The organism is Collinsella intestinalis (genome assembly GCF_902364775.2).
GTDB lineage: Bacteria > Actinomycetota > Coriobacteriia > Coriobacteriales > Coriobacteriaceae > Collinsella.
On record NZ_CABJEU020000001.1, the window covers coordinates 183,665 to 195,616 of the forward strand.

General features: G+C 65.2%; 10 protein-coding genes and 1 riboswitch. Of the genes, 3 read left to right on the forward strand and 7 right to left on the reverse strand.

What is annotated here, in order from left to right:
* Positions 1-38: 38 nt before the first annotated feature.
* Positions 39-914, reverse strand: a complete 876-nt coding sequence (locus FY258_RS00700) for a metallophosphoesterase (RefSeq protein ID WP_118102411.1) — start codon at positions 912-914, stop codon at positions 39-41.
* Between the two features lie 292 nt (positions 915-1,206).
* Here FY258_RS00700 and FY258_RS00705 point away from each other — a divergent pair, with 292 nt between their 5' ends.
* The 3 genes from FY258_RS00705 to FY258_RS00715 all read left to right on the forward strand — a co-directional run bounded on the left by FY258_RS00705 (position 1,207) and on the right by FY258_RS00715 (position 4,967).
* Entirely contained in the window at positions 1,207-2,025 is an 819-nt protein-coding gene (locus FY258_RS00705; RefSeq protein ID WP_259324383.1) for a response regulator transcription factor, read from the forward strand.
* Entirely contained in the window at positions 2,022-3,812 is a 1,791-nt protein-coding gene (locus tag FY258_RS00710; protein WP_259324384.1) for a HAMP domain-containing sensor histidine kinase, read from the forward strand. Before FY258_RS00705 ends, FY258_RS00710 begins: the two co-directional genes overlap by 4 nt.
* 255 nt (positions 3,813-4,067) lie before the next feature.
* A complete protein-coding gene (locus FY258_RS00715) occupies positions 4,068-4,967 on the forward strand; it encodes a TVP38/TMEM64 family protein (protein ID WP_259324385.1) in 900 nt (299 codons plus the stop codon).
* Between the two features lie 132 nt (positions 4,968-5,099).
* Here the strand turns inward: FY258_RS00715 and FY258_RS00720 are convergent, their stop codons facing one another.
* From FY258_RS00720 to FY258_RS00745, 6 genes are all read right to left on the reverse strand, one after another.
* Positions 5,100-6,167 (reverse strand): polyprenyl synthetase family protein, encoded by a 1,068-nt coding sequence (locus FY258_RS00720; protein WP_118102413.1) that lies wholly within the window; start codon positions 6,165-6,167, stop codon positions 5,100-5,102.
* A 153-nt stretch (positions 6,168-6,320) separates the two neighbouring features.
* The gene (gene galE / locus FY258_RS00725) at positions 6,321-7,376 is read right to left on the reverse strand and encodes a UDP-glucose 4-epimerase GalE (protein ID WP_118102414.1); all 1,056 of its coding nucleotides are present in this window, start codon (positions 7,374-7,376) and stop codon (positions 6,321-6,323) included.
* Positions 7,377-7,435: 59 nt separating this feature from the next.
* On the reverse strand, positions 7,436-8,629 hold the full coding sequence (locus FY258_RS00730; protein WP_259324386.1) for a coiled-coil domain-containing protein: 1,194 nt from the start codon (positions 8,627-8,629) through the stop codon (positions 7,436-7,438).
* Between the two features lie 140 nt (positions 8,630-8,769).
* Positions 8,770-9,570 carry an energy-coupling factor transporter transmembrane component T family protein gene (locus FY258_RS00735; RefSeq protein WP_118102416.1) on the reverse strand — a complete coding sequence of 267 codons (801 nt, stop codon included), beginning with the start codon at positions 9,568-9,570 and terminating at the stop codon, positions 8,770-8,772.
* The gene (locus FY258_RS00740) at positions 9,554-11,239 is read right to left on the reverse strand and encodes an ABC transporter ATP-binding protein (RefSeq protein ID WP_118102417.1); all 1,686 of its coding nucleotides are present in this window, start codon (positions 11,237-11,239) and stop codon (positions 9,554-9,556) included. The genes FY258_RS00735 and FY258_RS00740 overlap by 17 nt, the downstream gene beginning before the upstream one ends.
* 2 nt (positions 11,240-11,241) lie before the next feature.
* The gene (locus FY258_RS00745; protein ID WP_118102418.1) at positions 11,242-11,781 is read right to left on the reverse strand and encodes an ECF transporter S component; all 540 of its coding nucleotides are present in this window, start codon (positions 11,779-11,781) and stop codon (positions 11,242-11,244) included.
* Positions 11,782-11,789: 8 nt separating this feature from the next.
* Positions 11,790-11,939: riboswitch (FMN riboswitch) on the reverse strand.
* Positions 11,940-11,952 lie beyond the last annotated feature (13 nt).

The following is an 11,952-nucleotide window of genomic DNA, read 5'->3' on the forward strand; positions in this document are numbered from 1 at the left end:
ATCTCCTTTACTTCGCCGGTCGCGCCGGGCGCATTTCATCAGCGCGCCCCTGCCCAATCGCAGTCTACTTCCTCGGGCGTCACAGCTCGCATCTCGTGCGTCTCGTCGTCGACGAGCAGGATGCTCCCGTCGCCAAGCGGGCGGAAATCGAAGCTGGTCGAGAACGTGTCGCAGGCAACGTATCGTTCGCCGCGGAACCCCTGCTCCTCGAGTTTCCGTACGGAATCGACGGGCGTGTGCCCGATGATCTGGTTGAGGTGCGGCATCCCGAGAATCGCCAGCTCGCTGGTCGATGCCCATAGGGGCCCGGGAATGCACGCGCCGCCCCTGCCGGGGCCGCAAAGGTTGAGCAGCAAGAGCCCCTCGTCGTCGCCGTGCTCGGACATCTCGGTCAGCGCGCGGTCGAACAGGGCGTTGAGGATATCGGAAAGCGACTCAGCGGTGTATGGGGGATCGGCGGTGTACGGGGGCTCGGCGGAACGCGCTGCCTCCTCGCCGATCTCGAGCACGATGTCGGCGAATTGGCTGGTAAGTCCGGCGTGTGTGGCGAGCCATCCGTCAACGACGGCGGCCATGCGCACATTCATCTGCATGAGCAGCCGTTGGACGGGGATGATGCAGTTCAGATTGGTGCCCGGCCCCTGCCGCTCGATGAGATACTGCATATCGTGGTTTCCGAGCAGGACATCGACCTGTATCCCGCGCCCACGCGTGCGATCGACCCAATCTGCCTGATGTTCCAGCCCCTCAACCAGGCGCCTCGCATCGGTCGTTTCCCTGTCGGGGCTCCAGTCGTCGCAGTAATCCCCGAGCAGCACGACCCTTTTGGCCCCGAGGAGCCTCGTGGTGCCATCCACGATGGGTAAAATCAGACGCTGCTTCTGATGCATGTCCCCAACGACGATCGTTCTCATGCAATCCCCTTTCATGGAGGGGTCAAATAATAAATTGTCTGTCAGATTGCCTCTCCCTATAATTAAACAAGTTTTAGAAAACTGCAGGTAGATAGGTGTAAAAAAGAGCTAATAACAGGGCGTCTAATAACTTGTTGTTCTGATCGAATCGAAACTGACCGGTTCCCCATACGGTGGAATGACATTTTATCCATATCGACAAATCGTAGACAGATATGGAGGAAAATGGCGGAAGGGAAATGATGAGATGATGCCCTGATGTGAGGTCCGGGCGAAGATGGGGGAGAGCGCCATGCGCATGCTGGTCGTCGATGACGAGGTCGATATCGCGAATATGCTCGCCGAGTACTTCCGCATGGAGGGTTACGACGTCACATGTGCGAACAGCGGTCCCGAGGCGCTCACGGCGGCCTCGGTCGGCGCAGCCCCAGACATCATGTTGTTGGACGTGAACATGCCCGGCATGGATGGTTTCGAGGTATGCCGCCGCGTGCGCGAGCATCTGAGCTGCCCGATCATCTTTTTGACCGCGCGCGTCGAGGATGTCGACCAGCTCGACGGTTTCGCAGCCGGTGCCGACGACTACGTGATGAAGCCGTTCTCGCTCGAGGTGCTCGGGCGTCGCGTGGCCGCGCACATGGCACGTGAGGGGCGCGTGCGCGAACGTGAGAACGCGGTCCGGTTCTTCCGGGAGCTCACGATTGACTACAAGCAGCGCACGGTTGAGGTGCGCCCCGTCACTGGTGAGCCAGGCGACGGGGCCGTGAAGGGCGTCGGCGTGGAAAAGCCCGGTTCGGAGGGCTCCCATGCAAAGATCTCCGATGCGTTGGAGGGGTCGATCGCGGGAGGTGCCGGCGCCTGCCCCTCCCGCACGTACGTCGACCTCACCAAGCTTGAATTCGACATCGTCGCGTTGCTCAGCAAGCGGCCGGGCCAGGTGTTCGACCGCGATGCCATCTACGAGCGCGTGTGGGGTTGGGACGCCGCGGGCGATCCGTCGCAGGTGCGCGAGCATGTGCGCCGCATTCGTAACAAGCTTGCCGCCGCCGGCGTGGCCGATGATCCCATCGAGACGGTGTGGGGCGTGGGCTACAAGTGGGTGGCCAAGTGATCAGGGGCGATGAAGAACGCCGCGAACGTCGCGCTCACCGTGCCGAGCGCCGCGCCCGGTGCGCCGAGCGCCGCGAGGCCCGCGCCCGTGAGCGCGAGGCCCTGAAGCGGCTTCCCAGGCGCGAGCGCTTGCACGTGTGGTGGCGCACGCGTCCGCTCGGCGTGACGTTCACGGTGTATTTGGCCGTGTACCTTGTGGTTGCGACCGTCGCGTCGCTCGGGCTTATCGAGGTGCTCTCAGCCTGGAACAACGGGTACTACGAGCTTGAGGTGACGCTCGACAACGGCTTGACCCAACGCGGCCCAATCGATTCAGGCCCGTATATCTATGACCCCAACACACGGGAGCTGCTGCCCGCCTCAGAGCTCGACTTGCCAGGCGACGGGCCGTATGCGGTTTTTATCGCGACGGGCGATTGGGGGACTGGAAGCGATTATGTCCCGGATGGCGGACGCACTATCAGCTCGTTGTATGCAACCGTGGGCCTGGTCCGCAGCGGCCAGGTCCAGCTATACGATTGGGGGCTGAATTACAACGAGGGGTATCCGCAGGAGGATATTCTGGAGGTGAACAGCACGATCTCCGCGGACAATCTCGCCCGATATGACGAGTTGAGCCGCAAGGGCCGTGCGCAGAGCGTCGAGTTGTTCGAGTCGATGACCGGGGCGGATCTCGAGGAGACGTTCGGCGAGGGATTGGTTTCGAATACGGCTTACTATGCGGCATCGCAGCCTCCCGCGAGCTTGATGCCGTGGATCCTCACGCTTGCCACGGGACTTGCGCCCGTCCTCGCATACGGCGGCCTGGGCCTGCTCACGTTCCGCCGCTTCTACCGCGTGCACATTGCCGGGCCGCTGGCCGAACTCGCCGGCGCGGCCGACCGTATCGCCGAGCAGGACTTGGATTTTGCCATTGGCACCGTTCGCGGTCGCGAGTTGGGGCGCTTGTCGGAGACGCTCGAGCACATGCGCGCATCGCTGCTCGAGGTCCAGCGCGAACTGTGGCGCACGGCCGAGTCGCGGCGGCGCCTCAATGCGGCGTTCGCGCATGACCTGCGCACGCCCATCACCGTGCTCAAGGGGACGGTGGAGATGGCTCAGATGCGTCTGCGTCGCGGGGACACGTTGGATGTGGACGCGCTCGACGCACTTTCTTCCCAGGTCGCGCGACTTGAGCGATATGCGACTTCGATGGGCGGCCTCACCAAGCTTGAGGACCGTCCGGTCGAACGCGAGTCGCTTGCGCTTGATGACCTGCGTGAGGAGCTGGACCGCCATGTATCTGGGGTTATCGCCGCACGCGGTGGTGGTCTGAAGCTGGAATTGCCATCTACGGGCACGGCGGCTGCCGCGTCGGCGACCGAGACGGCTGTCATGCCGGCGCCCGATGCGATTGGCGGGTCGGCCTCCGCGGCGGACGGTCGTCCCGCTGCGCCTCCCCTCTTCCTCGACCTTCCCTTGGTGGAGGAGGTGCTCGACAATCTGCTGAGCAATGCTTGCGTGCATGCATCGACGCGCGTGGCATTCGACATGATGGTCGATGCGGGCGTCCTCACCGTTGTTGTCACCGACGACGGCCCCGGATTTACCCCCGAGGCGCTCAGGCGCGGATGCGACCCGTTCTTCAGCGAGAATAAATCGGCGGAGCACTTTGGCCTGGGTCTCAATGTGTCGAGCGTCTTATGCGGACTTCACGGAGGCCGAATTGCCCTCGCGAACGCGGAGTCGGGCGGCGCGCGGGTCATCGCGACGTTCGATGTCCGGCTCGACAGGGAGAGCGTTTTCTAGAGAGGCGCGGGCGGTCCCCACGCCGGGGGCGCCAAGGCTGAAGTTGGCTCCCACGCCGGGGGCGCCAAGGCTGAGGGTGGCTCCCGCGGCGAGGCCCTTCCATAGATGGGGGCTTTCGCATAGCGGGGCAATCCATGCCATCCGTAAAGAATTACTTAGGAACACCCAAGGCTTACGTAATTGTCATCGCTGGTCGACAAAACGTAGACACCCCCTTGTGACACTTAACTCGCACGGAACGTAGGAGGTGCCGCGATGATGAGAATGCAGACCGAGGGCGAGACTCCCATGGAGATGAACGCCCTGCTTCCGCAGCAGCCTGTGGCATGTGGCGGTGCGGCGCGCAAGCTGGACGTCAAGAAGCTGGCTGAGGCTTGGAAGCGCGATCGCGCCGAAGCCGCGCCGGATGCCGTCGAGGAGGCGCGTTCCACCGCGGCTGCTAAGACCTGTGAGCCCCTTGACGAGGACATGGGAATCAAGCTTCGCCGCAAGGCCCTGCGCCGTCGCGTGCTCATCGGCTTGGTCGCGGCTGCCGCCGCCACTGCGCTCCTCTGCTGGGAATATCTCCCCGGACTGCTTGCCTGGCTCGCCGATGCGCGCGCCGTTCGCGCGTTCGTGGCGGATCATGCTTTCGCCAGTCGGCTGACGATGCTCGGCATCAATATCGTGCAGGTGCTCTTGGCGTTTTTGCCCGGTGAACCAGTCGAGCTCGCCAGTGGATATGCGTTTGGCTTCTGGGAGGGCACGGCCCTATGCCTGGTTGCTTCGGGTTTGGCGACGTCGGCGATTTACTGGGCGACTCGTCGCTGGGGCTGGAAGCTCGTCGGACTGTTTTTCGATCGGTCGCTGTTCGACCGCTTCTCTTGGCTGAAGAGCGCCAAGCGCCTTGAGCTCATCATGCTCATCGTGTTCCTGATTCCCGGCACGCCCAAGGATTTCCTGACGTATTTTGCCGGGCTGACGAACATGCGCTTTCTCCCGGTCGTCCTGATCGCCACGTTTGGGCGTATCCCCTCCATCGTGACCTCGACAATCACGGCGTCTGCGGTCGGCTCCGGCAATTGGCCGCTGGTCGCATGCACGCTGGTGGCGTCGGCGCTTCTCTTGGCGGTGGGCGGCCTGATGTATCGTCGCCTGCGCAGCCGCACGCGGTGAGAGGCGCCAAGCACCGCATTCAAGCGCAAAACCTTCCCCAAAACGTACACCTATTTTTCGAAATCCTGGGCAAACGCTAAATAAGTGTACGTTTTGGGGAAGGTTTTGATGTTTTTGGCCGAGCGCGGCCCCTTACGCGCGGCGATTGATGAAGAAATCCGCCATGGAAACGAGCAGCTCGGCCGCCTCGGTGGTGATGACGCCGCGTTCGGCGAGCTCGCGGGCGCGCTTCTGGGCTTCGGCGGTCTTTTCGGCGGCGAGTCCGCGACACTTGTCAATGCCGCCGCCCAGCTCGATGAGCTCGACGGCTCGAGCAAGTTCCGAGGTGTCGGTTGTGGCGGATTCCAGCAGTTCGACAAGCTCCGAGCGCTCCGCGCCGCCGAGATGCTCGAGTGCCCAAACCACCGCGAGGGTGCGCTTGCCCTCCGTGATGTCGCTGCGGAAGTCCTTGCCCTGTGCGTCGGCATCGCCCACCAGGTTCAGCAGGTCGTCTTGCAGTTGGAAGGCGAGTCCCGCGGGCAGGCCGACCTCGATGAGGCCGCGCACCGCGTCCGGCTCGGCGCCGGCGGCGAGCGCTCCTGCGTACAGGGGGCTAGCCACGGTGTACCAGGCTGTTTTGCCGTCGATCATGTAGAGGTAATCATCGCTCGTGACGTCCCAGCGGCCGTCGCGCGCCCAGCCGAGGTCGAGCGCTTGGCCCTCGAGCGTGTGACGTTCCATGCGTACAAGCTCCTCGAGCACGCACAGCCGGCGCTCTGCGGGCAGCGACCCATCAGCGAGCACGATCTCGAACACGCGGGTGAGGGCGAGGTCGCCGGCATTGATGGCGAGGCCGAGCCCCTCGGTGCGATACAGGCAAGGCTCGCCGCGGCGCAGTTCGCTCGCATCGGCGATGTCGTCGTGGATGAGGGCGGCACTTTGGAACAGCTCGATGGCGACACCGCACGAGAGCGCCTGATCGGCGCGGCCACCCACGGCTTCGGCTCCGAGCAGCGCCAGCACGGGGCGCACGCGCTTTCCGCCGCCCGCGGTGAAGTGCGCAAGCGGGGCGTACAGGTAGCGGTCGAGGTCGTCCGTGGGGGCGTCATCGCGGCCCATCGCCACGGCGTCGGCCTCGTGCAGGGCGCGTTCGATCAGCGGGAGCCTGTCTTTCAGATACGCGACGAAGCTCTCGCCCGCGTGCCCGGTCATATCGCTCATGTGCAGCCCTTTCCATGGAAGTTCTCTCTCGGACAATGCTAGCAAAACGGGGCGGTCGAGACCGCCCCGCACGGGATTCCTATGGTTGCGTGTGACGTCACATCCGCTCGATCGACGCCGAGGTGGGACGGGTCGTCGCGCCTTGAATGGCCGCTATCCCTCGTAGCCGTTGGGGTTGTGGGACTGCCAGTTCCAGGCATCGCGGCACATGTCGTCGATGCCGTACTGGGCCTTCCAGCCCATGAGGTCGCGAGCCTTGGAGCAATCGGCGTAGTTCTCGGCCACGTCGCCGGGGCGGCGCGGGTCGATGACGTAGGGGACCTCGTGCCCGCAAGCCTCGCCGAAGGCGCGGATGATCTCGAGCACGGAGGTGCCGCGGCCGGTGCCCAGGTTGAACACCTCGACGCCCTCGCGGCCGTTCATCCAGGCAAGTGCGGCTGCGTGGCCGGAGGCCAGGTCGCAGACGTGGATGTAGTCGCGCACGCCGGTGCCGTCGGGGGTGGGGTAGTCGTCGCCAAAGACGTGGACGGCCTCGCGCTTGCCGATGGCGGTCTGCGCGACGTAGGGCAGCAGGTTGTTCGGGATGCCCTTGGGGTCCTCGCCCATGAGGCCGCTGGCGTGGGCGCCGATGGGATTGAAGTAGCGCAGCAGCACGACGTTCCACTCGGGGTCTGCGGTGTGGAGGTCGGTGAGCATCTGCTCGATCATCCACTTGGTCCAACCGTAGGGGTTGGTGGCCGGCTTCTTGGGGCTCTCCTCGGTCAGCGGCAGGCTGTCCGGGTCACCGTAGACGGTGGCGGAGCTGGAGAAGATGATCGACTTGCAGTCGTGCTCGCGCATGACGTCGACGAGCGTGAGCGTGTTGCCGATGTTGTTGCTGTAGTACTCGATGGGCTTGGCCACGGACTCGCCCACGGCCTTGTAGCCGGCGAAGTGGATCACGCGGTCGATGCGGTGCGCGTCGAAGATGCGGGTGAGGGCCTCGCGGTCGTTGACGTCGGCGACATAGAGGGTGAGGTTCGCGGACGCCTCGGGGCCGACGATGGTCTTGATGCGATCCTCCACCTTGGCGGAGGCGTTGGAGAGATCATCGACGATGACGACCTGGTACCCGCGTTCGAGCAGCTCGACGACGGTGTGAGAGCCGATGAAGCCGGCGCCTCCGGTGACGAGGACGCAGGTGTCCTGCGCAGCGAGGGCCTGAGTCATGCGATTGCTCCTTTCATGGGGATGTTCGAAAAGTATACCGCAGCGGCTTGAGGGGTGATTTAACCGAGGACCCAGCCGCCGATCCAGCCCCAGCGCGGGGTGACCGTGACACCGTAGTAGGCGATCCATTCGTCCACGCCGATGGAGCGGATGAAGCCGACGTTGTCCATGACCGTGCCGTTGCCCACGTAGATTCCCACATGGCCGTAGATGCGGCCGGCGGAGGTGTGGGGATGCGTGGGCGAGGCGATGATCATGCCGGGCTTCAGGGAACCGCGGTCGGAGCTCGTGCAGTAGCGGTTATACATGTCGTTCGCGTTGCCGCCCACATAGCCAAAGCCAGCGGAAGCGAAAACGCGGGAGACCCACATGGCGCACAGGCCGTTGCCGGGGCTCGGGACGGCGTGGCATGCGGAGAGGACGCGTTCCAGGGACTTGACCGGCCCCGAGACGTGACCCGTGCTGGGGACGTAGGAGCCGCCGGCACCCTGCTGGAACTTGTCCTGCTCGGCCTTTTGGCGCTCCTCTTCCGCAACGGCGGCGAGGTATTCGGCATCGCGCTTGGCGATGAGGTCCCTCACGTCGGACGAGAGGCCGTCAACGAGCTGCTGGACCTCTGCCTGCTTGGCCTGCATCACGGAGAGCTGCTGGGCCTGTTGCTCCTTGAGCGCCTCGAGGTCGGCCTTTTGGGATTCGAGCGTCGACTTGTGCTGCTCGAGCTCGGCGCGGATCGCCTGGATCTCGCCGATGACCTGCTTGTCGGCGTCGTTGACCTTCTCGATGTAGTGGCTGTTGGAGAGGAGGTCGTCGAAGGAGTCGGCGGCCATGAGCAGCGTCAGCATGCTGGTGCCGCCGTCTTTGTAACTGTTGGACACGCGGCGGGACAGGACGTCCTGCTTGCCCTCGAGCTCGGCCTGCTTTTCGTCGATCTGCGCCTGCGTCTCGTCGAGCTGGGCTTGGACCTCCTCGATTTGGGAGACGGTGCGGTCCTGCTCATGGCTGAGGGCCTCGAAGTCGGCGGCGAGCTTATCGAGCTCGGCCTCGACGGCGGCGAGTTTTTCCTCGGCGGTGGCGAGGGCGTCGATGGTTGCCTGCGTTGCGCGGGCGGCGTGTGCGCGGGCGGGAAGCCCGAAAAGCACGGCCGAGCTTGCGGCCGCGAGTGCGGACGCGACCAGCGCTCGGCGAGAAAGCGAAGGGGAGACGTGAGCCGCGGCACCATGGGTGCGCTGCGTGCTCTTGGCGGTGTGTGACATAGATAGCTCCATTTTGCGTGTGTTGTGGTGTCACATATGCGGATTAAGGATACCGCACAGGCGGCGTCTCAAGATGGACGTTGCGCGTCTATTTGATGAAGACCCGTTCGGGTGTTGCCCAGAGCGACCGTGCGACGGGGCTATGCGAGGCGCAGCGCCACGAGGGCGGCCAGATATAGGGCGAGCGCAAGGCAGGCGGCGCCGTCGCGTCGCGGATCGAGCTTCATCACGTGGTAGTGTGTGCGGGCGCCTCCGGTGTAGCAGCGGGCGTCCATCGCGCGGCCGAGGTTGTCGGCATGGCGCAGGGCGCTGGCGAACAGCGGGACGATGAGCGGTACGCAGGCGCGCGCGTAGGCCAGGGCGCCCTTGTTCTCAAGATCGGTCCCGCGAGCGGTCTGGGCGGCGACGATGTTCTCCGCCTCCTGAGAGAGCGTGGGCACGAAGCGCAGTGCGATGGAGAGCACGAGCGTGCCCTGGCGCACAGGGACGCCCGCGCGCTCGAGCGGGGCGAGCAGCTTCTCGGCGGCGTCGGCGAGGGCGACCGGGGTGGTTGTGAGCGTGAGCAGCGATCCGCCCAAAAGCAGCAGGAAGAAGCGCACGGTGTAGAGAACCGCGGCCGACACGCCGTCCGCGTGGATGACGACGGGTCCCAGCTGGAGCGCGATGGGCCCAGTTTGTACCAGGAACAAGTTGATCACCGAGGTGATGACGAGGAACAGCGCGATGGGCCTGATTTGGGCGAGCAGACGGCGGAGCGGCACGCGTGCCAGTGCGATGGCGGTGAACGCCGCGGCGCCCGCCAGGAGCAGCGTTTCCACGGAGTCGACGAAGAAGCAGCTCACCATAAAGGCGAGGGTGCCCATGAGCTTGACGCGCGGGTCCAGGCGGTGAATGGGGGAGTCGGCCGAGTAATACTGGCCGATGCTAGCGCGAATCGCCATGGGGGCTCACCCCCTCGGAATCGAGCAGGGTGGGGAGGACCTCCGCGGGAGAGCCCGACAGGAGGGCGCGTCCTCGTTCGAGGACGATCACGTGGTCGGCGAGCTCGGCGACGTCTTCCATGCTGTGGGTGACCATGATGAGCGTGCTCCCCGCGCGCTTGAGGGCGCGCAGCAGGCCCCGCACGTGCCGGCGTCCATCGGGGTCGAGGCCGGCCATGGGCTCGTCGAGCACGAGGACATCCTGGCGCATGGCCAGCACGCCTGCGAGTGCGACGCTGCGCTGCTGGCCGCCGGACAGCGAGAACGGCGAGCGCGCGAGCAGCTCGTCGGTCGGGGTGAGGTTGACCGAAGCGAGCGCCTCGCACACGCGCGAGCGCACCTCGTCTTCGGACATGTGCATGTTGCGCGGGCCAAAGGCAACGTCGTCGAAGACTGTCTCGGCGAACAGCTGGCGCTCGGGCAGCTGGGAGACGTACCCGACATGCCGGCGGATGTCCGAGCGGTGGTCCAGGTCCGCGGTGTCCACGCCGCAGATGCGGACGGTTCCGGCAAGCGGGAGCTTGAGCGCGCACGCGAGTTCGGCGGTGGTCGATTTGCCCGAACCCGTCTGGCCGACGAGCGCGGTGAGCGTTCCGGGGAATGCCTGGAAGGAGAGATCTTCGAGGGCGAGTGGTGTAGCGACGCTTCCCTCAGCGCGATTGCGCCCGCCGAAGAGTCCCCGGCGCCTGCGCGGGTTGTGTGCGGCAGCGTAGGAGAACGATACGCGGTCGAACGTGACGCTGGGGTCCCCGGATGTTGGCGCGACCACACGAGCGGCGGCGACTCTCAAGATTTCCGCGGGTTTACGAGGAGCTTCGAGGTGCAGGGCCTGCACTCGCTCGGCGCATGCGAACGCCTCCGCGGCGGTCCCGTCGAACGCGATGCGTCCCTGTTCGAGGACGAGTACGCGGTCGGCATCCAGGGCGTCTTCCATGAAGTGCGTCACATGCACGATGGTGATGCCGCGTTTGCGAAGGGCATTCACGATGGTGCGGATGCTGGAACGGCCCTGGGTGTCGAGCATGGCGCAGGGCTCGTCGAGCAGCAGGATCTTTGGTTCCATGGCGAGCGCGCCGGCGATGGCGACGCGCTGGGTCTGGCCGCCGGACAGGTCGGCGGGGTCGCTTAGGGCGTGTTCGGACATGCAGACGGCCTCGAGCGAGGCGTCGACCCGACTCGCGATTTCGGGCTGGGGGACGCAGAGGTTCTCGGGGCCGAACGCGACGTCGTCGGCGACGATGCTCGTGACCATCTGGTCTTCGGGATGCTGGAACACGCTTGCGCATCGGCTCCTGATCGCGAGGGGCGCGCCCTCCTCGGAGGTGTTCACACCGAACACGCGGACCTCGCCCGCGCTCGGAAGTGCCAGCGCGTTCATGAGCTGCAACAAGGTCGATTTGCCCGAGCCGTTGCCGCCCAGAATGCACACGTATTGCCCTGCGGGGATTTGAAGGTCGATGCCGGTGAGCGCCTCATTGGGAGCGCCGGGGTACGAAACATGGACGCCGTGCAGCTCGATGTGCGGTTTCGCGGGCCGTGGGCGGCTTGTGGGGCGCGCGGACGGGGTTGTGGAGTCCGCGGACGGGGGCGCCGGCTCGGCTGCTGTGGCTGCTTCGGTCACCTCGGTCATCGCTATGCGCCCTTGCGCGCCTTGAGAACGTTCATGCACGGGGCGAGGAGCACCTGGCCGGCCGTGACGTTGATGACCATCTTCAGCGTGTTGAAGGGGAGTAGCACGGGGACGATCATGGCGGCGACATCCTCGACGGCGATGGCGGTGTACAGCGGCGTCACCACGAGGTTCATGGCGCACGAGACGGCGATGGAGAGCGCCGCACCCACGACCATGCCAGCGACGGACGCCTTGCGGGAGCGCTCGCCCTTGAGGTAAATGATGGCTGCGGGAATGATGAACGCGCAGGTGGAGAGCATGCCCATAGGCGCGCCGAACGGGTCGAGGAAGACGCGGGGCAGCCAGGAGATGATGGCGACGGCCGCACCGAGCTTGGGCCCGAAGGCGAGCGCGGCGATGAGGCAGACGATGCCCGACGGGTCATACATGAGCCACGGGGCGATGGGGAAGATGGGAATCTGCACCAGGCTCAGGATGAGCGAGGCGGCGGTGAAGAGTGCGGCGAGCGCGATCTTGCGGGTATCGATAGCGTTGTTCATGGAAAGACCTTCCGTTTCTTCCATCCGGACTATACCGTCGGCCCCGGAATCGCACCGGGTCGGCCGCGCTTCGCGGCTCGCGGGCTCATGCGCCTGGCAAAGGGTCTTGCCGTGCATTTACCGCCGGTGGGGAATTGCACCCCGCCCTGAAACAAAAACGACTATAACGCG

Bases quoted from the DNA above. Each gene is read 5' to 3' on its own strand.
- FY258_RS00705 (WP_259324383.1), top strand. From the start codon at position 1,207: ATGCGCATGCTGGTCGTCGATGACGAGGTCGATATCGCGAATATGCTC.
- FY258_RS00740 (WP_118102417.1), bottom strand. From the start codon at position 11,239: ATGACCGAGGTGACCGAAGCAGCCACAGCAGCCGAGCCGGCGCCCCCG.
- FY258_RS00720 (WP_118102413.1), bottom strand. From the start codon at position 6,167: ATGAGCGATATGACCGGGCACGCGGGCGAGAGCTTCGTCGCGTATCTG.
- FY258_RS00700 (WP_118102411.1), bottom strand. From the start codon at position 914: ATGAGAACGATCGTCGTTGGGGACATGCATCAGAAGCAGCGTCTGATT.
- FY258_RS00715 (WP_259324385.1), top strand. From the start codon at position 4,068: ATGATGAGAATGCAGACCGAGGGCGAGACTCCCATGGAGATGAACGCC.
- galE (WP_118102414.1), bottom strand. From the start codon at position 7,376: ATGACTCAGGCCCTCGCTGCGCAGGACACCTGCGTCCTCGTCACCGGA.
- FY258_RS00735 (WP_118102416.1), bottom strand. From the start codon at position 9,570: ATGGCGATTCGCGCTAGCATCGGCCAGTATTACTCGGCCGACTCCCCC.
- FY258_RS00745 (WP_118102418.1), bottom strand. From the start codon at position 11,781: ATGAACAACGCTATCGATACCCGCAAGATCGCGCTCGCCGCACTCTTC.
- FY258_RS00730 (WP_259324386.1), bottom strand. From the start codon at position 8,629: ATGTCACACACCGCCAAGAGCACGCAGCGCACCCATGGTGCCGCGGCT.